This window comes from Duganella sp. AC237, assembly GCF_979254035.1.
The window spans coordinates 2,319,918-2,344,117 of record NZ_CEEDEW010000003.1 but is presented as its reverse complement, the minus strand read 5'-3'; the positions used below and the strand labels follow the sequence as shown (position 1 = coordinate 2,344,117).

Below are 24,200 nucleotides of genomic sequence, written 5' to 3'. Positions count from 1 at the left end.
TTATTTAGAATGGGATTTCGGCACCGATGGCTGGTGCAACGGCTCCGGAATGATGGGGAAATGCAGCCGGTCCAGACCCGACATCGGGGTTCCATGCACTTGCTCGGACAGTCGCTCGGCATCGCGTTGACGGATATCGTTAGCAGCCTCCTCAACGCCGGCCTGTAAGTAGCCCAGCGCGCGCAAGCCTTCCGCGCCCATCAGGTAGGCTGATTCGACCGTTTCCCGGATTTGATAATCCACTCCCGCGCGTATCAGTTCGATTGCATGGGCACGATCATAGCTACGCACCAGCAGTCTGGCCTGCGGGAATTCCCGTTGCGCCAGTTGCACGATCTGTAGCGCCGCCGTGGGATCGTCGACGCACACCATAATCGCATCGGCTTCGGCGGCACCGGAGTGCCGCAGCGACGCCAGCCTGGTACCTTCGCCGAAAAATACCTTGAAGCCATAGCGTTCCGCATCACGGATACGCTCGGGATCTTTATCGATGACGGAGAGCTTGACGCCACTGGACAATAAAATCTGGGAAGCGATCTGGCCGAACCTGCCAAAACCGATGACCAGCATCCGTCCGTTCAAATCCCTGGCGCTTTCCACCCCGTCCATCGAGACTTCCTGCCGCAACAAACGGTCTGCGGCGATCATCAAAACCGGCGAGGCCGCCATCGACAGGATGACCACCGTGGCGAATAGCGCGTTGGTTCTGGCATCGAAAATGCCGGCCGACAGCGCCGCCGAATACAGCACGAAGGCGAATTCTCCGCCTTGCAGGAACATCGACGTGCGATGCAGGGACTGGTGCCGGCCTGCCCCGAACACGCGCGCTATCGCGTACACCCCCGTCCCCTTGGCCAGCATGAACGCCAACAGCAGGGACAATAGAAAGGGCCATTCCGCCGCGACTATCGACAAGTCGAGCGACATGCCCACCGCGAGAAAGAACAGCCCCATCAGCAAGCCACGGAAAGGCTCGATATCGCTTTCGATCTGATGCCTGTAGCTGGAATTCGACAGCATCACGCCGGCCAGAAACGCCCCCATCGCCATCGATAAGCCGACCGACTCCATGAGCAGCGCCGCGCAAATAACGACCAGCAAGGCGCCCGCCGTCAACACCTCGCGCGTTCGCGCCTGAGCCAGCAAAGCGAAGAAGGCGTTAAGGCCCCAGCGCGACAGCGCCAGCAGCGACAACAGGGCCGCAAGGGCGGCAAACATACCGGGCCATCCCGCCCGCTCCTGCGCCAGTGGCGACAACAAGGCGACCATGGCCAGGAGCGGCACGATCATCAGATCCTCGAACAGAAGTATCGATACGGCCTTCTGCCCCTCCGTGCTGGAGAGCTCGCCGCGATCCTGTAGCAGCAACATGATGACGGCGGTCGACGACAGAACGAAGCCTGCGCCCGCCACGAAGGCGGCTGGCGCGGCGAAGCCAAAAATGGCATAGGCGGTCAGCGTCAACGTGCCGATGGCCGCAACGACTTGCGCAAGGCCAAGGCCGAAGATCTGGCTGCGCATCGCCCACAGCTTATGCGGACGCAGCTCCAGTCCGATGACGAAGAGAAACATCACCACGCCGAGCTCGGAGATGTGCATGATGGACTGCGCGTTCGCCACCCAACCGAGCGCCGATGGACCGATCAGCATGCCGGCGGCAAAATAGCCGAGTACCGATCCAAGGCCGAGCCGTCGGAATAAGGGCACTGCAATTACCGCCGCCCCCATCAGGACGACCACGGGTCCGAGCGTTTGCCCCAGGCTGGAATCGGCCATCAAGCTACCTTCCTCAATTTACGTACCAACACGTCGTCAGGATGCGCTCAGCGCGCGGTTGAGGTAATCCCAGACACCAGAGATGACCACCGAGCCTTCGCCGACCGACGCGGCGACGCGCTTGGCCGACCCGGCACGCACGTCGCCAACGGCGAACACGCCCGGGCAGGAGGCCGCGTACGGGGAAGCGGCCCGCACCGCCGCGCCGGTCAGCACGAAGCCCTTGTGGTCCAGCTGCACCAGATCGGAAAGCCATGCGGTATTCGGCATGGCGCCGACCATCACGAACATGGCGCAGGTGTCGACTGTCTCGTCGGTAGCGCCGCGACGGATGGTGACCGCTTCCATACGCTCCTCGCCATGCACGGCCACGACCTGGGCGCCGTAGTCGATGGTGATGGCGGGATCGGCCTCAAGACGGCTGGAAAGGTAGCTGGACATCGAGGCGGCAAGCGAGTTTCCCGCACCAGCAGCCGGACACGCGCGGCGACGCGGCTGAGGAACATCGCCGCCTGTCCGGCCGAGTTGCCGCCGCCGAGGACAATCACCTCCGTGCTGCGGCAGTAGCGCGCCTCGTTCTCGGTGGCGGAATAGTAAATCCCCGCGCCTTCGAATTCGGCAAGGCGTTCGATCGGCAGCCGGCGATATTGCACGCCCGTGGCGATCACCACCGCATTGGACCGGATCCGTTTTCCGTTGTTGAACGTGGCGCAAAAACTGCCGTCTGTCAGTTTCTCCAATGCCTCGACGCGCAGCGGCATCGCGAAGCGCGTGCCGAACTTCATGGCCTGCACCTGGCCGCGCCAGACCAGGTCGGCGCCGGAAATGCCGGTCGGGAAACCCATGTAATTCTCGACCCGGCTGGACGTGCCGGCCTGACCGCCAATGGCGATGTCCTCGACCACCAGCGCGCTCAGTCCCTCCGCGCCGGCGTAGACGGCTGCCGAGACGCCCGCCGGGCCGCCGCCAACGATCAGCACATCGACGGCCTCGTCGTTGATGAGATCCTGATTCAGTCCGATCAACCGCGCAATCTTCTCCGGCGTCGGATCGGCAATGACCATGTCTTTGCCGAAGATCACAGCGGGCCTGGTTGGGTCGGCGCGGGCGCTCAGCGCCACCGCCTGCGCTTCGGCACTGCCCAGCGCGTGGGCAGCATACGGAACGCGATTGCGCGCCGCGAACTCGGCAATGCGTCGGATATCCCGGTGCGATTCCTCGCCGATCAGCACCAGGGAACTGAGTCCGGTCTCCAGCTGCTTGCGGCGCCGCGCTGCAAGCACGGTGATAATAATGTCCGACATCTCGGGCACATGCGCCATCAACGCCAGCATGGCGGTGCGGGGCACCTCGATTACCCTGGTATCGCTGGCAGCGCGAAACGCCATCGACCAGCTGCCGCCCGCGAGGAAGGCGATCTCCGCCATGAACTGCGCCGGTCCGAGGGTCGCGGGGATCAGCCGCTCTCCGGTGAAGGCGTCGACGATCTCGATCTCGCCTTCTTCGACGTAGACAAACGTCTCCACCGGGTCGCCGGGCCTGACCAGCACAGTGCCGGCGAGGTAAAGGACTTCGGTGCCCGCCTTGCGCATCGCGGCAATGTGGGATTCCGCCAACGGTGTCCGCTGCAACGCCAATAAATCCTGCCCAATCTTCTCCACGCTTTGCTCCCGGTCGATGTCGTCCCAACCCGAGAATATGACGCACCAGCTATGAAAGCGCTAGTGCCGCCGCCTGCGATGCTGAGTAACAGTTTGAGCAACGCATGACCTGATTTCTTCTTGGGCACGCCAGGACGAGGAGGAAATCGAGGTGGTCAGCGCAGCTTACTGCCGCTGCTCGGCCTTCTGACGCTCCGCATCTTCGCGCTCCATGCGCGCCCGCACGCCACCATCGACCCCGGTACCGCCTTGCATCGGCTCATACAGCGACCCGGTTGTTGGCGGCTGGGTCGGAGGCGCATGCTCCATCTGCGATGTGTGCGAGATGTTGGCCGACACATGCTCGGTCAGGTCCGGCGCGAGGTGGTGCGACCAAATCGCCGCGCGTGCCTTCCAGCCGGTCGGCACCTCCTCGCTCGGATGCAGGGAAGTGTAGACGATGTACTCGACCACCTTCTCCGGCGGATCCATGGCCGGCTCGCGCGCGGTGCGGCCGGTGTAATTGGCGGCATGCTCGAAGAACGGCGTGTCGGTCGCCCAGGGCATCACGGTCGCCACCTCGATCGGACCGCGCAGGCCGGCGAGGCGCAACTCCTCGTTGAGGCCACGCCCCAGACTTAGCACCGCCGCCTTCGTCGCCGAATACGAGGCGTGATAGGCCAACGGGACTTCGCTCTCGACCGAGCCGATGTTAATCAGCACACCCGCGCGCTGCTTGCGGAACTGGCGTAGCGCCGCGTGGCTGCCGTAGATCACGCCCTTCAGGTTGACGTCGACCACGCGCGCATGGTCCTCGACGGGAACGGTATCGAAGGCGCCGATCACACCGACGGCCGCGTTGTTAATCCAGACGTCGATACGGCCGAAGCGCTGCACGGCGGCATCGGCGAGCCTGCGCACGTCGTCCGGTTTCGAGACGTCGGTGGTGACGACCAGCGCCGTGCCGCCGGCCGCCTGCGCTTGGCTGGCGACCTCGTTCAACACATCGGTGCGGCGCGCGGCCAGCACCACATTGGCTTTCATGCCAGCCAACCTGAGCGCGACGCCACGTCCGAAGCCGCTGGATGCGCCCGTGATCACATAGGTTTTGCCGGCGACGTTCTGCTGATCAGCCGTAGACAGGCTGGCGCAGCCGCTCAAGGCGAGGAATGACGACAGTAAAAGCAGGCGCAGCGCGGCCCGCTGCAGAGTCTCGTAGAAGGCCATCATTTGAACTCCGGAAAACGACAAACGATGTCGACAATGCTACCCAATACGCCGCAGGCGCACGCGTTCGATACCTTATGGAACAAGGCCGGCAAGCGCCCAGGGGGGGCGAAGCGCGCGCTGCATGCGTGGTTGATTGCGAATTGGTCCTTGCGATGATGTGCTTCAACCGATGGCGGCCAGCATGGAGCCTGCTGAGTGCCATCCAACATGATCGCCGGACCGGCGGCTTCCGCCCCATAACGGTCATCTGTTAAAGTAAGGCGGGAAATCCAGACTGGATTCTTAACTCTCGCATAAATCTGCGGCCTCGACTGTTAACAGGATGCACCTATGAACGACCAAACCTCTACCGTATTGCGCACCGAGCACACTGGGCTGACTGTCGCGTCGATCAATGGCGTACTTGATTTCTGGACTGAGGTCCTCGGCTTTCAACTCGTGTACCGCAAAGAGCTTGGCGGTGGGCACGCGATGGAACAAGTGGTCGGGGTGCCGGGGGCTTATTTAAGAAACGCTCTCCTAGAGGGTCCCGATGGATATAGAGTTGAGCTGATTGAGTACGATTCGCCGGAAGACCGCGTGGTTTTGAAACAACGTCCATGCGACGTCGGTTCGGCTCATTTGACGTTTGCCGTGACCGATCTTCGCGCAATGCTAAATCGCATGGCCCCTTATGGATGGACGGCAACCGGCGAACCGCAAACTGCGCCTAGCGGAACAATCATGGTCTACACCCGAGGACCGGACGGCCACACCATAGAACTTATGCAACATCCGGAGTGAACTGTCTGTCAGAGAATACTTTATCTTGGTTGTATCTGGTAGACGTAAGACGGAGAATAACTTCGGCATCAGCTGGGCGCTGCATCATCGGCGTGAGGTTTTAATGGGTGATTACTTGAGCGACCGGTTTTGGCTGCGGAGCGGCAACTTAAACTCATTAGACAAAACATATCAGACCGAGTCACCGCAAGTGCACTTCAACGCTACTTCTCGACGGGCCGGGCCACCGGCGCCTGCAATACAAGCATGCTCGCCGGCCCACGCTGCCGTTTCGCATTGACAGCGTAGACCTCCATTTTCATCACCAGTGGCTTGTTCGTGACGTACGGCGACTCGAACAGCAGGAAATCGAAGCGCATCGATTCGCCTTCCCGCACGCCCGTCACGGGCACGTCCTCCACTGCAAGCCCACTATCCTTGGTCAGCATCTTGAACCGAAAGCCGATATGGTCAAGTTTCGCCCTGGCGCCCCGAGGCCAGTAGATACGCACACTGACATTGCCCGACCGGCAGGCTTCGATCCGTTCACGATAATCGGTCGGGATATAGGGCAATCGTTCCAGACGCTCGACTTTCAACACCGGCGCCGGCAGCGCCGAACTCAGTTTGACTTTGTCCCACTCGAAGTTCGCCGGCGCCGCTGGCGCGAATTCCTCATTACTGGTGATCAAAAAGCAAGCGGAGGCCGGCGACGCGAAGGCCGCCAGCAGGCATAGGGCGCTCAGTAAGCGATGCATCGCGCGCTTCGGCTATCAGCCCTTGCGCGCGCCATCGTGCACCATCTGGCGCGACTGTTTGCGCAGCAGCGCCTGCTCCCAGCGCTGCTTCTGCTCTTCGGATTCAGGCACCAAAGTCGGCACTTCGACCGGCTTGCGGCTGGCATCGACCGCCACCATCGTGAAGTAGCAGCTGTTGGCGTGGCGTACCAGGCGCTGCTGGATGTTTTCCGTCACCACGCGGATGCCGACTTCCATCGAGGTGCGGCCGGTGTAGTTGATCGAGGCCAGGAACGTCACCAGCTCGCCCACGTGGATCGGTTGCAGGAACATCACCTGGTCCACCGACAACGTCACCACGTAGCTGCCCGAATAGCGGCTGGCGCAGGCGTAGGCGACGCTGTCCAGATACTTGAGGATGGTGCCGCCGTGGACGTTGCCGGAGAAGTTGGCCATGTCCGGGGTCATCAGCACGGTCATGCTCAGTTCGTGGGCCGACCACGTCATTGGTTTTTCCATTGTTTGCTCCCTGGTTTAGTTTTGAAAATCGTTGTTTGATCACGTGGTGGATGCGTTGGCGGTGACGCATGCATGGCGGATTACGCTTCGCTAATCCGCCCTACGTGGTTCAGATCGTGTTTGGGTCGGTGGCGGTTGCCGATGTCGGGTCATGCCTGGGTTCTCGGTGCTGCGGGAGTTAGCTGGCGTACTACTTGTTCGATGTCGCCGATTAAGCCGGGGACACCGTCCAGCACCAGGCCCAGCTGATCCCAGGCGCGTGCAGAGGCGCCCTCTTTCAACGCCGCTTCGGCCAACTGCGCCAACGCCGCCATTCGGTCCGCGCCCACCGTTCCGGACAATCCCTTGAGGGTGTGCAGCACTGGCAACGCGGCTTGGGCATCGCCGGCGGCGCGCGCCTCTTGCAACTGCGTCGCCAGCTTGACCGACTCCCCGGTGAAGCTGCGCAGCGCCATCAGATAGACCGGCTGCAAGCCGCCCATGCGCTTGAGCGCGGCAGTGCTGTTCAGGCCGGCCTCGGGCAGCGGCATGGCGCCGCTGTCGGCGGCAACAGCGGCGACAGGAGCTGCGTCGACTGCTTTGTCGGCTGGCGCTGGGACTGGGGCAACCGCCGCCACCTCCGCCACACCAGCCGGCCCGGCCCCGCGCCCCACATGTTTGAGTATCACGTCGATCAGCTGTGCGAGATCGAAGGGCTTGCCGACGTGGTCGACCATGCCCGCCGCCAGCGCGGCGACCCGGTCGGCGGCCATGGCGTTGGCGGTCATGGCGACGATCGGCGGCGCGCCCGCGCCCAGCAGCCGGCGGATTTCCCGCGTCGCCTCGTAGCCGTCCATCTCCGGCATTTGGATATCCATCAAGATCAGGTCCGGCATCGGCCCGCCGCGCGTGACCGCTTCGATTGCAAATGGGCCCGAACCGACCACCTCGACCCGCGCGCCATCGTTGCCGAGCAGCTCGCTGGCGACCTGCTGGTTGGCCGGATTGTCGTCCACCAGCAGCAGCCGCAAGCCGGCCAGCCGCTGCTTCGACGGCACCGACACCAGCGACAGCGGCGCGCGCCGCTCCATGCGGGCGTCGGCCACGGCGTCGAACAGCATCGAGGCGGTGACCGGCTTGACCACGAAACCGTCGAGCACCGGCGACAAATCCTCGTGCTGCTGCGCCAGCAGTTCGCGGTCGTGCGCGGTGACCATGACGATCAGCGGCATCTTGCCCGACGGCGCCAGCTTGCGGATCTGGCAGCTCGTTTCCCAGCCGTCCAGCGTCGGCATGCGCCAGTCAATGAATATCACATCGTAGGCGCGCTGCTGCGCCACCTGTTCCGACACGGCGGCCAGCGCCTCCTGGCCGCTGGCCGCCAGATCCACCTGCCAGCCAAACGAGCCGGCCATTTCGCTCAACACCACACGCGCGACCGGGTTGTCATCAACCACCAGGCACTTGAGGTCGCGCATCAGCTCGTCGGACGGTTGCGTGCCCGGCTGCGCCTCGCGCGCCGGCTGCTGCTCCGCCGCCTCGCACTCGATGGTGAAATCGAACACGCTGCCCTTGCCCGGCGTGCTGTCGACGCCGAGCGTGCCGCCCATCAGCGCCACCAGCCGCTGGCTGATCGCCAGGCCCAGTCCGGTGCCGCCATAGCGCCGCGCGGTCGAGGCCTCGGCCTGCGAGAAGCCGTCGAAGATGTGCCGGCACTGTTCCTCGGAAATACCGATGCCGGTATCGCGGATCGCAAAGCCGATCGACAGGCGCTTGCCGTCGCGCGCGAGCAGCCTGGCCGACACCAGGACCTCGCCGTGCTCGGTGAATTTGATGGCGTTGCCGGCCAGGTTGAGCAGCACTTGCTGCAGCCGCAGGCCGTCGCCGACGACCAGATCGGGCAGCGCCGGATCGATGCGGAACAGCACCTCGATATTCTTGCTGCCGACGTTGGCCGACAGGATCACGGCCAGGTCGCGCCACAGTTTGTCGAGCCGGAACGGATGCGGGTCCAGCGCCAGCTTGCCCGCCTCCACCTTGGAAAAGTCGAGGATGTCGTTGAGCAGTCCCAGCAATGCGCTGGCGGCCGAGTGGGCCTTGGACGTGTAGTCCTGCTGGCGCTCGCTCATTTCGGTCTGCTGCAGCAGTTGCAGCATGCCCAGCACCGCATTCATCGGCGAACGGATCTCGTGGCTCATGTTAGCGACGAACTCCGATTTGGCGCGGCCGGCCTGCACCGCCTCCTCCTTGGCCTGCTGCAGCGCCAGGCGCGAGGCGCGCGACTCGGTGCGGTCGGTGCTGCTGCCGACCCAGCTGACGATGACGCCGTCGGCGTTCCGCTGCGGCAGCGCGTGGTTGTCGAACACGCGCCAGATGCCGTCGCGGCGGCGCATGCGGCAGTCGCAGCGGAACTCGGTGCCCTCGGTGCTGGCCTGGCGCCAGGCCGCCGCCATCGCGGCGATGTCGTCCGGGTGGATCACGCTGGCCCAGTTGTCGTCGCCCAGCATCTGCTCGGGCGGAATGCCGCTGAACTCTTCCCAGTGATGGCTGAGGAAATCGACGCGCAGGTTCGGCGTGGCGGTCCACACCATCTGCGGCAAGCCTTCGGTCAGCGAGCGCCAGCGCGACTCCGACGCCGTCAGCTGCGTCAACAATTCTTGCGAGGCCTGCTTGTTTTCAATTAACTGCTCAACCGACTGGAATTGCTTGCGCAAGCCGAAGCGCATGCTCATCAGCAAAGCCGCTGCCAGGATCAGCAGCAGCGAGGCGAAGATGGCGGCGTTGCGCACCTCCTTGCGCCAAGGCGCCAGGAAATCGTCGCTGGCCAGCCCCACCACCACGTAGACCGGATAGGCGCCCACCCGCGAGACGCTCAAGGTGCGCTCGAGGTTGTCGCGCGGGCTGATGACCGTGTAGGTGCCACGGTCCGCCTTGCCGTCCATGATGCGCTGGGTGATGGCGTTGACCTTGATGGTGCTGCCAAAGAGCATGTCCTCGGCTTCCGGATAGCGGTGCAGCACGCGCTTGCGGTTGTCCAGCAGCACAATGGCGCCGCGCTCGCCGATATTGAGCGCCGCGAAGGCCGCCGTCAGGCGCGCGCTGTTGATGAGCACATAGGCGGCGCCGCCGAAGCCGCCGTCCGGCATGGTGAGCGGAAACGCCAGCGGCAACACCCATTCGTCGCTGATGCGCGACCTGGCGGGCGTGCCGATGATGAGCTCCTGCTCGCTTTTGGCACGCTGGAAGAATTCGCGGATGCTCAGGTCCTGCGGCTTGGCCGGATCGACCCGCTCGCCATAGATGACGCGGCCGGCGGCGTCGGCGCCGCGCACGGCGTCGGCCTGCGGGATGCGCTCCTTGAGCGAGCGCAGGTAGGCGCTGAACTTGTCGTTGTCGAAGCGCCCCGCCGCGTGCATGGCCTGGAACTCGACGCCGGCGCGGCGCATCGCCAGGTCCACCTCGAGGAAATGCGAGTTGAGGAATTTTTCCAGCGTGATGGCGAGGTTGCGCGAGGTCTCGTCGGCGGAGGCATAGTAGCGCAGGCGGCTCTGGTTGAGGACGTGCCCGATACCCAGCAAGACAATCAACAAGGCGACGGCGACGGCGACCACCAGTACGCCAAACAGCTTTCTGAATTTCCGAAGGGTCTCGACTCTCATCACGGGATGCGGGCTCTCATTTGCGCCAGTTGCTCATTTATTACTACAATACATCAAAAAAACGCTCCAGCGGAGCGTTTTTTTATCACAAGCCTTGATTGGCGATATCGGCCAGCGATTCGCGGCCTTTGTCACTGAGCTCGAAGCCGCCTTCGGCGCGGGGAACGATGTGGGATTTTTTGCCGAGGAACAGGGCCACGTCGGCGTCGAGCGGGCTGGCGGGATCGGCCTCGATGGCGCGCAAGCCCAGGATGCAACGGCGCAGGAACAACACTTCCTCACCCTTGTCGGTGAGCGAAATGCGGCCGTTCTTGGCGATGGTGAACAGTTTGATGCCGGCCAGGCGCTTGGTGTTGCGACCGACGCAAGCGCTGACGCGCTCGCCTTTGATACCGCGTTTGACTTCGTCCAGCGCGTTGTATTCGTCCTGCGTTAATTTCTCGTTCTTCATTGCCATTTTTTCCATAAGAGACTGCTGCGGCCCTCATGGTACGCGCCCGGCGGGATGACGGCAAGAAAATGCGCCGCCAATGCGTTTACGATGAAACGCCCGCCCCACCGCGACAATGGCGGAATGGACCTTTACAGCGCCCGGATCGCCAGCCACACCAGGCCGATGCTGGCGAAGGCGGCGATGCAAATCAGGGCTTGGACACGCTTCGTGCTTAACACGACACTACGACGACGACCGAGGTAGATTTTGTTGTGTAAGGAATTGCCCATGATGCTCTCCGTGAACGAAAAACGATGACATGACTAAATTATAGGAACAGTTTCATGACGGCAGTGTGACGCTCAACACAAACATTTAAATTTGTATCTGTCGAGCAACGATCACCACGCTTTCCGGCGCCGTCCACCGCGCGCCGGTCCCGGCGTCAAGCTGCTAGCATGGGTTTCAGTCAACCACGGAGTCCATGATGAATCAACCAACCAAACCACACGGCAACGACCATGCCGCCGAAGGCGGCCATATGCTTGACGAAGCCGACATCGGCAGCGGCGAACGCTCGCCGGGTCAGCGCGAGACCGACGAGGCCATCAAAAGCATTCCGCCGCTGCCGGACGACAGCGGGCACGGCAAGCCCAAGCAGCCGCCGCGCCCGTAATAACGCCGCCGGCTTACCGCTCAGACCTTGAGCGGCGGCGCCTTCGGCGTCGGTTCCTCGATCGGCGCCTGGTCCGGCACCGGCATATTGTCCGGTGGCGGATCTTTTTCCGGCTGCGGCGGCGGCACCTCTGGATCGGGTGTGCTGTGCGCGTGCCGGGGCACGTCGTTGATGTCTATGGCGCTCATGGCAAGTCCTCCGTTAAATAGGTTCAATAACCACAATGGACCTCGATACGCGATTCTCAAACCGTCGGTTGCGCCGTTAAGTGCGCCACCACACGCAAGGCGCAAACACCCCCTGTGGTGGCTGGCACGGTGAAGGATGTCGATTTTGTAAACTTTTGGCAACACATGTAACGCCCGGTAATAGCTTGTAATCCCCGGTAATGGCTCCGGGGTCCGGACCGGTAGATGATGACTTAACGGCGCCATTCGGTGCCGCCGCAGAGATGACCTCTGCTCACCATCACCGGAGCATCCACATGGCCTCACTCACCTTCGTCAACAAAACCACCGGTTCGGAAGTTGTGCGCATCGCGCTGTACAAAAAACCTGTGTCCAACCCGGATCTGAACACGATCGCGTGGAAAATCGTCTCGCCGCCGCCGAGCGGTGGCAGCACCTTGGTCAACATCCCGCAATACTTCGAGGCGTTCGCCACCTACTCGCTCGATCCGAACGAGCGCCAGGATCCCAATGCCGGCAACAAAACCCAGGTGCTGAAGTTCGGGGAAAACACGGCGCGCTTCATCATCGGCAGCGAAACCTCGCAGGACCAGCGCTCCACCGGCGCCACCATCACCCAGAGCTTCGACGACCTGGTGCTCAACGAAGTCGTCATGGAGAACAAGTTCGGCACCGGCGTGTGGAGCCACATCACCATGGACGGCGACGAGATCTATCCACCGCAAGTGCTGTGGCCGAGCGCCAAGCGCATGGAAGACACCCGTTCGACCTACTACGTCGCGGTGGTCGCCCAATTCGTCAACAAGGGTGCCCGCCTGGTCGACGCCGAAATCAGCGCCACTGAAACGGCGGTGCTCGAGGGCGACGTCATCACGGTGGAAGGTTCGATGTGGACCGGCTACCAGATCACCACGCGCTAATAGCCATCCATGGCCGGCGCCCTGTCCGCCGGCCGTCTCAAGACGACACTGGGCCGCCCGGCGCGGCCGTCATTCAATCAAGGAATCGACATGAGCACCGACAAACCAGCAGCGCAACCGGCAGCCTTCCTGATATGGGACGCGGGAGGTGGCTTCAACACGCAGATCCAATACCAAAAACTGAACGGCGACGCACCCAGCTATCAAATCATCGTCACCCTGAACGGCGATTCGATCGTGGACCAAGTGTTATCCATCACCGATCTGCAACTGAATTTCAGCGTCCGGCCGGATCCAAACAGCAAACCGGTGTACGGTGTCGTCCTCCTGGCGCCGCCGGCCTCCGGCATCGAGCCCGACTGGCAACTGCTGGCCGCGGTCGCACACGATCCCGCCGACCTGTACAACTATCAGATCCTCGACACGTGGGATCCCATCGACAAGTTCTACAAACCGATCCCGGGCAACACGCCGACACGGGTGGTGGATGCCAATACGGCGCCTTATTATTTCGTCGGACGGCTGGAGATGGATTTCAGAGGCGCGGACGACGTGCCGGAAACTTACTACGGGAGCGCCACGATCATCGGCGCCAAAGCCAAAACCGGAGACTCCGACACCACGATTTATTCGCTCCTCACGGCTGCCCACAACGTTCGCGACACCACCAAAATGAAGTGTTTTGCGGTACGTTTTTACCCCCGCGAAAACCACAAGATGGGACAACTGGAAGATGTGGCCGCCACAAGCTGGCACTGTCCCAACCAGAGCACTCCCATCGACGACGTTCCGATCGAGGAGGACTACGCCGTGGTCAGACTGGAAACCAAGGCCACGCTGCTGCCCAACGACGCAACCATGCCCGACGTCGTCGCGCTCGGCGACGGGGACTTGAATCCGAACGCCGCCGTCAGCCTCGCCGGCCTTTATTGGTGGGACCAGAGCGACGGGCGCGCCATGTACCTCGGCAAAGGCAACATCAGCGACTCAACGGCGTTGGAACTGCGCTACGCGATTAGCACCAAGCCGGGCGCCAGCGGCACGGCGATCACGCTCACGGACGCAAGTCCGCTGACGATCATCGGCGTACACGACCAAGCTGCCGGCTCCGGTGACCTGTACAACATCGGCCACCGGATCACCTCCACCTCGCTGGCGAACATCCAAGGCTGGCTACCCTAACCGTCGACCACACGGCGCGGCCGCCCGCCTGAAAATGCCGGGCGTCCGCGCTTTCCCTGAAACCCAACTATTCAAACAGGTCCAACATGAACAACCATCCATCGGGCAGCCGCAGCTTCGACGAGTTCAACGTGCATTGGAGTTGCGACGCCAACGGCTATTGCGACGTGCGGATGTGGTGGAGCGGCACCCTGTTAGTCGAAGCCACGTTGATTCGGCAAACCCCGGACCATATTCCAGCGGTTCCCTTCAGCCTGCGCAGCGAGCAAAACAAGCAGCTCGTGAGCGGCCGCGTGTACTTGCTGGGCAACGCCGACGGCATCCGCCAAATCGTGCTGGACCTGGCCTTGCGCAACGCCAACGAACAAACCTATATTTTATGGCAGGACGGGCCCTGCCCCGCGCCAGGTCCGACGCCATGTCCGACGCCCACCCCCACCCCCACCCCCACGCCGGCGCCCGTACCGACGCCGACGGAGCCGCCGGTGGACGACCTGATCGGCGGCGCCGTGATCCACGGCGCCGCCCACACCGACTTGTTCGCATATGTGTACCTGCGCCCGTGGCCGGGAATCACCGCGCAGGAAAAAGAAGACCGCTTCGTGTCATATATCGCCCCGCCAGGCGGCCTGCCTGCCACCGCCGGTGCCAAACCCAACCTCTACCGGCTGCTGGCGGCGCTGGTGCAGGCCGGCCAACGCCTGCCGATGGAAACGCTGGCGGTGTCCTACATCGACGCCCCCTCGCAAAAATATCTCTCTCCGTTCGTCGCCGACGTCAGCCGATTGCCGCCCCCGTTCAATCGGCTCGCGGCATGCCACAGCGCGCTGCGCGCCAAGCCGGCGACCGACATGAAACAATTCCGCAAGATCGTGCAGCGGGAATTGCGCTGCGACTGGACTATGTTGCGGCACACCTTGGCGGGCGACCCGGCCGAGCAGGTACTGCAGTGCTGCTGGAACAGCGTGTTCGCCCTCATGATCGTGCTCGGCAACCGTCACCGTCAACTCGACCTGCTGATCCAGACGCTGCTCATGGCGCGCCTGCTCTCGCGCATGCTGGCGCTGCTGGCCGAGGGCGACGAGGACACGGACCACAGCGACGATAGCGACGATAGCGACAATTGCGGGCATGGCGGCGACACCGGCGACGATGGCGCGCACGAAGTCGGCAACCACCGGGCCGCCACCCGCTGGCCGCCGTCGCGCATCGCCGACGGCCTGGCCGCCACCTTGATCCTGCCTTCGGAGCTGTTCCCGATGCCGCCCTCGCAGGGGTTGCCATCGGCCCAGACGTTCCGGCAGGACAGTTTCGCGCCGTATGCGATCGGCGACCTGGAACTGGTGCGCCAGCGCCTCAAGTGCTATGCGCTGGGCGAAGTCAGCCGGATCGACAACGTCATGCGCGGCGAGACCCGGGAAACCACCCGCCGGGAATTGAGCCGCAGCAGCCACAGCGACATCCACCGGGGGCGGGACGACGACTTGCGCGACGACGCCGACGACGAGCGCCAGACCGATTACCAGGAAGAAGCGAACCGCTCGCTGGCCACCGAGTTCAAACTCAGCGGCAGCACCGTCTACGGCCCGCCGGCCGACGCCACCGCCGCCGAGTCGATCGAGATCGGTCCCAACGCCGACGGCAAACCACAGGTGAGCACGGTCGACGCCGCCGCCCGCTACGCCCGCGACATCACCCGCCGCGCGGCCACCCGGCTCGGGCGGCGCACCGAACGGGAGCGCGCCAGCAGCAGCCTGCACGAACGCGAGAGCGTGGCCGTCAGCCGCATCGACGGCAGCCGCTTCGACGCTAACACGCGCGGGATCCACCGCTGGGTCGACAAGATCTACGAAGCCCACGTCGAGAACTACGGACACCGCCTGATGCTGGAATTTAACCTGGTGTCGCCGGCGGCCATGCTGGACGGCCAACTGGGCGGCGACGGCCAGCCGCTCAGCGAACCCCGCACGCCCGAATCGTTCGGGGTGCGGCGCCACACCGACATTTCCCCCGACGCCGCGTCGGCCGCCGGTTACGCCGCGCTGATCGAGTATTACCAGCCGCGCGACGTCACGCTGCCGCCGGCCCCGAAGGTCGTCCTCAGCGCCACCCTGGATCAAGCCTCCGGCTGTGCGCGCCTGATAACGATCCCGCCGGGCTACCAGGCCGCCAGCGCCACCATCAGCGTCAGCTTCGGCGCGGCCGGCCAACCGGGCCCGATCCGGGGGCTGGTGGGCACCACCCCCTTCAGCATCGCGGTCACCGGGGCGCCCGGCGCGAGCGGCAACGGCAGCGCGACGATCGCGCTGCGCGATGAGCGCGGCACGTTGCCGGTGATGCTGCTGCTCCCGCCGGCGCCAGCCGCCGGCGCCGGCGACGGCAGCGCCCCGGCCGCGCCGGCGGTGGTCGCCAGCGTCGACGTCGCCGCCACGCCGGCCGGCGACACGCTCGAGCAATGGCAGCTCGCGTTTTACCAGGCGATCCAGGCCGCTTACCATAGCCGCCAGACCGCCTGGCTGGCGGCGATCGGCGTGGCAGTCGAGGGCGATGCCGCCAATCCGCTGGCCGCCGAGCGCATGGTGCGCCAGGCGCTGATGGCGTGCATGCGGCAAGCCATGTGGCAGCGCGCGCTCGACCGCATCGGCGCGGCTGAGTTGCCCCCGGTCAACCAGGGACGCTACCGCCAGTTCTTCCAGCAGGCATTCGAATGGAACGAGATGAGCTTTGCGTTCAGCGCGCCGAACGGCTTCGAGCGCGCTGGCGAGGCTGCGGACGGCCAGGACAACCTGCTGCTCAGGTTGACGACCGCGCACGCGGTGCGGGTGCTGCTGCCGGTGCGGCCGCGGCATAGCCTGGCCTTGTCGTGCTTCCTCGACAGCGGCATGTTGTGGTACGGCGAGGACGCGCTGGCGCCGGTCGTGGGGCAATCGGTCGACCTGCTCAATGAACTCAAGCGCTGCGGCATGGCCGAGCGGCCGCGCGGCACGCGCAGCCGGGTGTGGGAGCTGCGCATCCCGACCACCATGACGTTGCTGCAGCAAGACCAGGAACTGCCGGTGTTCGAGCGGGGGCAGGCATGACCCCGGTCGGCGGCATCTGCCCTTACATGGGACCGCTCGAGCACCCGCACCAGCTGGCCTATGTCATCCGCCAGGGGTGGCTGTTGTGCGACGGGCGCACCCTGCCAATGGACAAATACCCGGAGCTGGCGCGGGTGCTCGGCATCCGCTACGGCGGCGGCGACGGCGCTTTCGCGCTGCCCGACCTGCGCGGCATGTTCTTGCGCGGCACCTCGCCCGATAGCAACATCGATCCCGACCGCGACCAGCGCGTCGGTCCCGCCCACTTCGACGCCGCGCTCAAGGGTGGCGTCGGCTCGACCCAGCAATGCGCCTTGCAGACCCATACCCACGCCTACCAGGCGCCGAGCAGCGTGTCGCCGTTGACCGGCGGCGAGCCGGGCGAGTTGAAGGCGCTGATCAAGGGCGAGACCGGCCCGCCCGAGCCGGCGGCGGTGGCCGGCGACGAGACGCGCCCGATCAACATCGCGGTCAACTACCTGATCCGCTATCGCTAAGGCCGGTCGCGGGCCGCCAGCCGCCCTCGTGCTGCAGGCCGCGCGCGATGCGGAACGCCAGCGCGCCGATGCGCACCTCGCCACGCCGGCATTCGATCACCTCGGGCATCGGCACATCGGCCGGCCACACGCGCGACAACTGGCTGCGCAGCCGGAATAGCTGGATGTTGAGATGGGCCGGATCGAGTCCGAGCATGCGGCCCAGCTCCTTCCTGGCCAGCCATCCCTGGCTGGTCGCGTCGTGGCGGTCGCCGGCGTCGCGCAGGCGCCGGCGCGCCAACGTCAGCAGGCAGTAATGATGGGCGCGTTCGCCCAGGTCGCACACCGTGCGTCCACCCCGGCTCAGCGCCAAAAACACATGCTCCTCGTTCAGACTGATGCTGAACTCCAGGCTCGGCAGCGCATCGTCCCCCGCCTCGATGCCCGCTTCCATCACCAGCCTGTCTCCACTCATGTCATTCTCCTCGCCACTGTGCCGCCGCGCGCCGATTGGCCGCGTCCCTTCCCTATATCAAAATGCGTGCCATGCCCGGCACGGGCGTGGCCGGCGCCAGCGCCCCCGCTTTACATGTAAATCCGGCCGCGCGACATGTCAACGACGGGGCCGCATGCGATAATCGGCGCAGCTCATGGCGAGGCCAGCCGTAAACCGGAACCCCTATCGATGGATGCCGATCTCACTCACACTTCCCAGCGTCCGCCGGCCACGCGCGACGCCCGGCCGCTGCTCGGCCTGACCATCCTGTGGCATCCGGAACCGTCGCAGATCGGCGCCCAGTTCAGCGGCGGCGATGGCGACGGCGCCGTCGAGCTGGGGCGCTACGCCCCGGCCTTCCGCGGCGCCGACGGGCAGTTGCGGCCGCTGGCGGACGCGCGCGTGGCGCGCCTGCCGCTGAGCCTGCGCCGCGACGGCCGCGACGGCGTGAGCGTGGGCGCGCCCGCCAGCCGCATGCGCGTCGAACTGAACGGGCAAGCGCTGGCCGCCACCGCCTGGCTCAGCCGCGAGGAGGTCGAGCGCGGCGCGGTGCTTTCGCTCGGCGGCGCCGTGCTGGTGTGCGTGCACTGGATGCGGCAATTGCCCCGGCCGTGCGCGCACAGTCCCCTGCTGGGCGTGTCCGACGCGGCGCTGGTGTTGCGCGAGCAGGTGCGCCAGGCGGCGGCCACCGGGCTGCCGGTGCTGCTGCTGGGCGAAACGGGCACCGGCAAGGAAGTGGCCGCGCGCGCCATCCACGCCGCCGGCGCGCGCCGTAACGGCCCGCTGGTGGCCGTCAACATGGCCACGCTGGGCGAGTCGCTGGCGGCAGCCGATCTGTTCGGCGCCGAAAAAGGCGCCTACACGGGCGCGCTGGCGACGCGCCACGGCTATTTCGCCCAGGCCGTCGACGGCACCTTGTTCCTCGACGAGATCGGCGACGCGCCCGCCGCCATCCAGCCCATGTTGCTCAGGGTGTTGGAAAACGGCGAATACCGTCCGTTGGGCGCGGCCAGCAACCGCGTCAGCCATGCGCGGCTGATCGCCGCCACCGACCAGGACTTGACGGTGCGCGCGTTCAACCAGCCGCTGTTGCGACGGCTGGAAGGCTTCGTCATCCGCTTGCCGCCGCTGCGCGAACGGCGCCAGGACATCGGCCTGCTGATCGCCGACGTCGTCGCCCGATGGGAGCGCACGGGCGGCGCGGCGCCGGCGCTACCGGCCGACCTGGTCGCGGCGATGTGCCGCTACGACTGGCCGGGCAATGTGCGCCAGCTGCAAAACGTCGCGCGGCGCGCCCTGATCGCGTGCGCGGCCGGCGCACCGCCGTCGCTGGCGACCTTGCTCGGCGAACCGGCGGCGACCGCGCCGGTGCCCGCCATGGCGCCGGCAGCCGGCCCGCGCCGTCCACAGCTCGACACGCTCAGCGACGATGCCGTCAGCGCCGCCATGGAGCACAACAACTGGCAAATCCAGGCCGCCGCGCAGGCGCTGGGCATCTCGCGGCCGTCGCTCTACAAGCTGCTTGAGCGCCACCCGTCGATCCGCCGCCCGGAAAAAATTCCGGCCGACGAAATCCGCCGCGCGCTCGACGCCCACGACGCCGACCTGGCCAAATGCGCGGCGGCGCTGCGCACGCCGGGCGAGGCGCTGCGCCGCCATGTGCGCGCCCACGGTTTGGCGTCGTGAGGGCGCCCGCAGCCGGGGTCAGTCGCGCGAGGTCCCCGGTCCGACCTGGCCTTCCGGATCGAACGTGAACACCCGCAGATCGGGGTCGCTGTAGGGGCTGCGCCAGATCTTCACCGTCAAGATCACCGACATCTCCCAGCGGCCGTCCTCGCCGCCGATCTCGAGTTCCTGATCCCATGTTTTGGTGACGATGCGATAATTGTCGATATCCTCGGTGCTACAGGAAAATTCGTTCTGCAACCGGTGGGTGGCGCCCTCGTGGCCCAGGAACGGCGACGGCCGGGCGTAGCGCGGCGTCCCCCCGGCACGGCGATCATCTTGGGCTTGCTCACAAAGCAGCAATCGACCACTTCGAACTTCTCGAAACCGGCCTTGGCCCCGCCACCGAGGATGACCACGCGCAGCTTGCCGTCCCGCACAAAATAGATTTCCCCGGAAAACATGCCGGTGAGCGGATTGGTCGGCGTCGCGCCGTCGCCGACATACAGGTACGACAGGGAGTCGGCCACGCGGTCGACATCGAATCCCAGCGTCAGTGTCACGTGTTCTTTTTGGGTCATGGCTTGCTTTCAGGGTTGGTTTGGTGGAAACGCGTATCGCGGCGGAGTGACAACAAATCCGGTTCGGTGTCGATCAGGTTGGCGGGGTAGTTCAGGGCGCGCGCCCGACCGAGCGCGGCCAGCGCGGCCGCGCGATCGCCGATCAATTCGTAGGCGACGGCGGCGCGGAACTGCAGCTGGGCGCTGGCGGGCGCGCCGGCGACGGACTGGCCGATCAGGGGCGCCGCCGCCGCCGCACGGCCCAGCTTGGCTAGATACAGGCCCATCCTGGACTGCAGCGTGGGATCGCCCGGCTCGCGGGCCAGCAACGGCGCCAGCAGCTCGGTGGCGCGGCGGTAGGCCGCGCGCGACGCCCCCAGCCGGTCCGGCATCCAGCGCCGGGCGTCGGCCAGGTTGGCCCAGTGCAGATACAGGCCGGGACTGCCCTTGTCCGAGGAGACGGCATGGGCGAACGCGCGTTCGGCGCCGGGGTAGTCACCGCGCTCGAACAGCACCGTGCCCAGCGTGCCATACAGCCGGCTGTCCGGTCGCACCTGCAGCCCCAGCTGCAACACCTGCAAGGCGTCGGCACCGCGTCCCTGGCTCAGCTGGGCCTGCGCCAGGTTGGCGTACGCGATGGTGGCGTCGGGCTGCGCCCGCAGGCTGCGGCGGAACGCTTGTTCGGCCTCGGCATAGCGCCCCTGCTGGTAGCGCAGCTTGCCCAGGCAGTCGGAAAACCACGGATCGGCCGGAAAGCTGCGCGCGCCGTGTCCGATGGCCGCCTCGGCCGCGTCGAAGCGGCGCAGGCTGATCAGCAGATGGGCTTGCACCCGCAGCGCGAACTGGTTGCCCGGTTCGAGCCGCAGCGCCTGGCCCACCAGCGCCTGCGCCTCGTCGAGCCGCCCCTGCGATTCGCGCACCCAGGCCTGCGCCGCGTGCGCCAGGCCGAGCTGGTCGTCGCGGGCCAGCGCCAGCTGCGCGCTGGCGTCAGCGCGCCGCAGCCAGACCTCATCGCGCTGGTCGCCCGCGTAGCGCATGCTGTAGGCCAGCGACAAGCCGGCCGCCGCCGCCGCGTGGTCCGGCGAGTGGCGCAGCATGGCCTCGAACTGCGCCACGGCGGCGGCCGGGTCGCCGCCGCGCGCCGACGCCAGCAAGGCGTTCATGCCGGTGCGGAACGCCACCGCCTCCGAATACGTCTGCGCCGCCCAGCGGCGCTCGGAGCTGGCCGCCAGCCCCAGCGCGGTGGCGCCGCACAGCAGGCCGATCGCGGCGCCGCGGCGCCACCGCGGCGATCGGTTTGCCACGCGGCCGTGGGCCGGCCGCGCCCCGGACGCGCCATGCAGCCCGAGCAAGCGTTCGTGCACATGGCGCATGGTGGGCGGACGACGCGACGGCTCGGCGGCGGTCAGGGCGCGGATCAGGTCGGCCAGGGCGGGGTCGCAATCCGGCGGCAACGGCCAACTCGACGACGGCGTCTGCAGCGCCGCCGCTGCCAGGGCGACGCCGCCCAAGCCGCCATGCGGCAAATTGCCGACCACCATTTCATACAGGATCACCCCGACGGCGTAAATGTCGCTGGACGGACCCGGCGGCCGGCCCAGCAGCAGCTCCGGGGCCATGTAGGCGATCGTGCCCTGAAACAGGTCGCCGGCCCCGCTTTGGGTGGCGAGCGCATCGACCTCCCGGGCCAAGCCGAAGTCGAGAATGCGCACGCGGCCGGACGGCTCCACCATCAGGTTGGAAGGCTTGAGGTCGCCGTGCACCAGGCCTGCCGCGTGCGCTTCGCACATGGCGTCGGCCACCGCGACCATCATCGCTAACGCCGTCGGCAACGCCGGGCGCCCCGCCCGCAGGTACTCGCGCAGCGTGCGCCCCGGCACCAGTTCCATGACGATCGCCGGTTGCGCGCCGTCGGCGTCGATCGCAAACACCTTGACGAACGCGGGATGGCCCAGCCCGGCCGCCAGGCGCGCCTCGGACAGCACCCGATCGAGATTGCGCGTCAGCGACGGCGCCAGCAGGCGCTTGAGCGCCACGCTGCGGCACAATTGCGCATCCCACGCCTCATAGACCTCCCCTTGCCCGCCGCCGCCGAGCCGGCGCCGGATCTGGAATTGACGCTCGTCCGACGGCGCAGCGCAGGGTAGCGGAGAAGAATCGGCCATGGCGGGGCGCCGTTACTTGATGCGGAAAATCATGTCCACGTTCTGCGTCCAGCGCAGCACGGTGATCGACAGGAAATCCTTCTCGCTCGTCTTCGCTTGCGCGCGGCGCTCGGCGTTGTAGTAGTCGCTCGGCATCAGGCCGACGGCCTTGGTCAGGTTGCGCAGCGGGCTGGAGGAGATGGCGGTGACCGGCCCCACCTTCTTGCCGAAGCCGGCCGCCATGCCCTCGGCGCGGCGCAGCGCGTCCTTGATGGCGGCGGCGGTCAAGTCCTGCTCGACCTTGAGGCGGTCGCTCTTGCCGAAGGTGGTCGACATATGGTCGATGTTCTTCATCTCCAGCAGCGCCTGCATGATCGGGCGCCATTTGGTCAGGTCGCGCACCACGATGTGCACCGAGCTGCGGATATCGTATTCGGGTGTGGCGGCGGGGTCGGGATTGGCGGGGTTGCGCATTTCCTTGCGCATGTCCTGCACTTCGAGGACGGCCGCGCTGTCGCCTTCCGGCGGTCCGGATTGCTCGACCACCAGCGCGCGGATTTCTTCGACTCGGGCCTGGATCACGCTCACGGCGGCTGCCGGATCGGCATCGAAGGCGCTGATGTCGAAATCGATCTCGCCCATGTCCGGCGCCGCCATGACAAAGCCCTCGCCGCTGACGTGGATGAACGGGTAGGTCGGCAAATCGGCCGCCTCGACGGCCGATGGCGACAACGCAGGCAGCAATGCCAGCACCAGGGCAAATTTCTTCAGCATCGGCACAGTCCTTAAAAGTTAAGGACTGAGTATGCTTTATTTTTTAATAATTTTCAATTTGCAACGAACTTATTTGGCTTTATTGATTTCGGTCAGCAGCACAAACACCTCATGGCGGATGGCCGGCTCGGCCGCCTTGAATTCCTTGTTGGCTTTCACGAAGGCCGGCTTTTTCTGTTCGGCCTTCTCGGCCGGCGTCGGCGTCGGGTCGGCCGCGTACATGCGCGGGCCGCCGTTGTAGGTTTCCTTGAGCAATCGCTGGCCATAGCTCGACTGATAGTAGCGGGTCATCTCGAGCGCCGTCTCGGTGCTCACTAGGCGCGCCACCGGCTGCGACAGGCGCGTGTAGACCATCTGCGGCGTCAGCTTTTCGACCTTGGCCATGGTCAGCTCGCGCTGGGCCGGGCTGGGGAATTTGCTCATGCCGGCGGTCATGCGCAGCAGCTTTTCCGCCTGCATCGACGCCAGCAGATCGTGGGCGGCCTGCACCCGCGCCGCGTCGGGCGCGCCAGTGGTGGCCGGGGCGGGAGCGGCGGGGGCCGGAGCGGCGGCGTTGACCAGGCCGGCGATCGAGAGGGTGGCCGCAGCCAGGAAAATGCTTGGTTTCATGTCGACTCCTTGGATTTTAGAATGAATTAATGTTGGCACGCATCATATTGCGAATTCAATAAAATTGCTTGCCTGATTGAGATCGTCACTTGCAGGTAGAATGTCGACTCCCTCCAGACTACCGGCTCAGACCATGCTTACCACACCCCTCACGGACGAAGAATACGACCAGCTTGACGACATGTTGCGCGAGATCGGCGAGCAGGCGATGGACGTCTCGGCGCTCGAAGGTTTGCTGACCGCGCTGGTGGTCGGCCCGCGCCTGGTGCCGCAAGCGGTCTGGCTGGACAAGGTCTGGGGTGGCGCGCCCGCGGCCGGCACCGAGGCCGCGACCGGCCTGGTGCTGCGCCATCTCGAATACATGCGCAAATGGATGACGCAGGACCCGGGCAGCTTCGAGCCCATCTACGAGTGCGGCGGCGCCTGGAGCGCGGAGGCGTGGACCGCCGGCTTCGAAGCCGGCATGGCGCTCGATGCGGAAGGCTGGGCGCCGTTGCGGACCGCGCATCCCGAGTGGTTCGCGCCGCTCCAACGGGAAGGCGACAGCTGGGAACGCGCGGTTATCCAGTCGGTTATCCAGATCAACGCCCACTGGCATCCGGAGCCGGTCAAAACCGTCAAGGTCGGCCGCAACGATCCCTGCCCTTGCGGCAGCGGCAAGAAATACAAAAAGTGCTGCGGCGACGGTAAATAAG

21 protein-coding genes and 1 pseudogene are annotated in these 24,200 nt (G+C 65.5%); 8 read left to right on the top strand and 14 right to left on the bottom strand.

What is annotated here, in order from left to right; translation table 11 throughout:
• From AC0IYS_RS10785 to AC0IYS_RS10775, 3 genes and pseudogenes are all read right to left on the bottom strand, one after another.
• Complete coding sequence (locus AC0IYS_RS10785; RefSeq protein WP_471705132.1) at window positions 1-1,776, bottom strand: monovalent cation:proton antiporter-2 (CPA2) family protein; 1,776 nt, start codon at window positions 1,774-1,776, stop codon at window positions 1-3.
• Window positions 1,777-1,812: 36 nt separating this feature from the next.
• A pseudogene (locus AC0IYS_RS10780) lies at window positions 1,813-3,368 on the bottom strand (FAD-dependent oxidoreductase).
• A gap of 234 nt (window positions 3,369-3,602) precedes the next feature.
• On the bottom strand, window positions 3,603-4,646 hold the full coding sequence (locus AC0IYS_RS10775) for an SDR family NAD(P)-dependent oxidoreductase (protein ID WP_471705131.1): 1,044 nt from the start codon (window positions 4,644-4,646) through the stop codon (window positions 3,603-3,605).
• A 330-nt stretch (window positions 4,647-4,976) separates the two neighbouring features.
• Between AC0IYS_RS10775 and AC0IYS_RS10770 the strand changes: the two genes are divergently transcribed.
• Complete coding sequence (locus AC0IYS_RS10770; protein WP_471705130.1) at window positions 4,977-5,429, top strand: VOC family protein; 453 nt, start codon at window positions 4,977-4,979, stop codon at window positions 5,427-5,429.
• Between the two features lie 203 nt (window positions 5,430-5,632).
• Here the strand turns inward: AC0IYS_RS10770 and AC0IYS_RS10765 are convergent, their stop codons facing one another.
• From AC0IYS_RS10765 to AC0IYS_RS10745, 5 genes are all read right to left on the bottom strand, one after another.
• Window positions 5,633-6,166: a hypothetical protein gene (locus AC0IYS_RS10765; protein WP_471705129.1), complete on the bottom strand. Its 534-nt coding sequence runs from the start codon at window positions 6,164-6,166 to the stop codon at window positions 5,633-5,635.
• Window positions 6,167-6,181: 15 nt separating this feature from the next.
• Entirely contained in the window at window positions 6,182-6,664 is a 483-nt protein-coding gene (locus tag AC0IYS_RS10760; RefSeq protein WP_471705128.1) for an acyl-CoA thioesterase, read from the bottom strand.
• Between the two features lie 149 nt (window positions 6,665-6,813).
• Window positions 6,814-10,302, bottom strand: a complete 3,489-nt coding sequence (locus AC0IYS_RS10755) for a response regulator (protein ID WP_471705127.1) — start codon at window positions 10,300-10,302, stop codon at window positions 6,814-6,816.
• An 85-nt stretch (window positions 10,303-10,387) separates the two neighbouring features.
• Window positions 10,388-10,753: a hypothetical protein gene (locus tag AC0IYS_RS10750; protein WP_471708842.1), complete on the bottom strand. Its 366-nt coding sequence runs from the start codon at window positions 10,751-10,753 to the stop codon at window positions 10,388-10,390.
• 131 nt (window positions 10,754-10,884) lie between these two features.
• A complete protein-coding gene (locus tag AC0IYS_RS10745) occupies window positions 10,885-11,025 on the bottom strand; it encodes a hypothetical protein (RefSeq protein ID WP_177196792.1) in 141 nt (46 codons plus the stop codon).
• Window positions 11,026-11,222: 197 nt separating this feature from the next.
• On the opposite strand from AC0IYS_RS10745, the gene AC0IYS_RS10740 reads away from it, so the two are divergent.
• Complete coding sequence (locus tag AC0IYS_RS10740) at window positions 11,223-11,411, top strand: hypothetical protein (RefSeq protein ID WP_471705126.1); 189 nt, start codon at window positions 11,223-11,225, stop codon at window positions 11,409-11,411.
• Between the two features lie 20 nt (window positions 11,412-11,431).
• Here AC0IYS_RS10740 and AC0IYS_RS10735 read toward each other — a convergent pair whose 3' ends face one another.
• Entirely contained in the window at window positions 11,432-11,599 is a 168-nt protein-coding gene (locus AC0IYS_RS10735) for a hypothetical protein (protein ID WP_471705125.1), read from the bottom strand.
• A 296-nt stretch (window positions 11,600-11,895) separates the two neighbouring features.
• Here AC0IYS_RS10735 and AC0IYS_RS10730 point away from each other — a divergent pair, with 296 nt between their 5' ends.
• The 4 genes from AC0IYS_RS10730 to AC0IYS_RS10715 all read left to right on the top strand — a co-directional run bounded on the left by AC0IYS_RS10730 (window position 11,896) and on the right by AC0IYS_RS10715 (window position 17,278).
• Window positions 11,896-12,519, top strand: a complete 624-nt coding sequence (locus AC0IYS_RS10730) for a hypothetical protein (RefSeq protein WP_471705124.1) — start codon at window positions 11,896-11,898, stop codon at window positions 12,517-12,519.
• A gap of 9 nt (window positions 12,520-12,528) precedes the next feature.
• Window positions 12,529-13,701 carry a trypsin-like serine peptidase gene (locus tag AC0IYS_RS10725; protein WP_471705123.1) on the top strand — a complete coding sequence of 391 codons (1,173 nt, stop codon included), beginning with the start codon at window positions 12,529-12,531 and terminating at the stop codon, window positions 13,699-13,701.
• A gap of 86 nt (window positions 13,702-13,787) precedes the next feature.
• Entirely contained in the window at window positions 13,788-16,781 is a 2,994-nt protein-coding gene (locus AC0IYS_RS10720) for a hypothetical protein (RefSeq protein WP_471705122.1), read from the top strand.
• Window positions 16,778-17,278 (top strand): tail fiber protein, encoded by a 501-nt coding sequence (locus AC0IYS_RS10715; protein ID WP_471705121.1) that lies wholly within the window; start codon window positions 16,778-16,780, stop codon window positions 17,276-17,278. Before AC0IYS_RS10720 ends, AC0IYS_RS10715 begins: the two co-directional genes overlap by 4 nt.
• Here AC0IYS_RS10715 and AC0IYS_RS10710 read toward each other — a convergent pair.
• Window positions 17,253-17,732 (bottom strand): hypothetical protein, encoded by a 480-nt coding sequence (locus AC0IYS_RS10710; protein WP_471705120.1) that lies wholly within the window; start codon window positions 17,730-17,732, stop codon window positions 17,253-17,255. The genes AC0IYS_RS10715 and AC0IYS_RS10710 overlap by 26 nt on opposite strands.
• 210 nt (window positions 17,733-17,942) lie before the next feature.
• Here AC0IYS_RS10710 and AC0IYS_RS10705 point away from each other — a divergent pair, with 210 nt between their 5' ends.
• The gene (locus tag AC0IYS_RS10705; protein WP_471705119.1) at window positions 17,943-19,439 is read left to right on the top strand and encodes a sigma-54-dependent transcriptional regulator; all 1,497 of its coding nucleotides are present in this window, start codon (window positions 17,943-17,945) and stop codon (window positions 19,437-19,439) included.
• Window positions 19,440-19,561: 122 nt separating this feature from the next.
• Here the strand turns inward: AC0IYS_RS10705 and AC0IYS_RS10700 are convergent, their stop codons facing one another.
• The 4 genes from AC0IYS_RS10700 to AC0IYS_RS10685 form a co-directional block, all read right to left on the bottom strand.
• On the bottom strand, window positions 19,562-19,999 hold the full coding sequence (locus AC0IYS_RS10700) for a hypothetical protein (protein WP_471705118.1): 438 nt from the start codon (window positions 19,997-19,999) through the stop codon (window positions 19,562-19,564).
• Complete coding sequence (locus tag AC0IYS_RS10695) at window positions 19,996-22,143, bottom strand: protein kinase domain-containing protein (protein WP_471705117.1); 2,148 nt, start codon at window positions 22,141-22,143, stop codon at window positions 19,996-19,998. Before AC0IYS_RS10695 ends, AC0IYS_RS10700 begins: the two co-directional genes overlap by 4 nt.
• A 12-nt stretch (window positions 22,144-22,155) precedes the next feature.
• Complete coding sequence (locus tag AC0IYS_RS10690; protein WP_471705116.1) at window positions 22,156-22,896, bottom strand: SIMPL domain-containing protein; 741 nt, start codon at window positions 22,894-22,896, stop codon at window positions 22,156-22,158.
• Between the two features lie 69 nt (window positions 22,897-22,965).
• Window positions 22,966-23,505, bottom strand: a complete 540-nt coding sequence (locus AC0IYS_RS10685) for a hypothetical protein (protein WP_471705115.1) — start codon at window positions 23,503-23,505, stop codon at window positions 22,966-22,968.
• A gap of 133 nt (window positions 23,506-23,638) precedes the next feature.
• On the opposite strand from AC0IYS_RS10685, the gene AC0IYS_RS10680 reads away from it, so the two are divergent.
• Entirely contained in the window at window positions 23,639-24,199 is a 561-nt protein-coding gene (locus tag AC0IYS_RS10680; RefSeq protein ID WP_471705114.1) for a UPF0149 family protein, read from the top strand.
• The last annotated feature ends 1 nt before the right edge of the window (window position 24,200 follow it).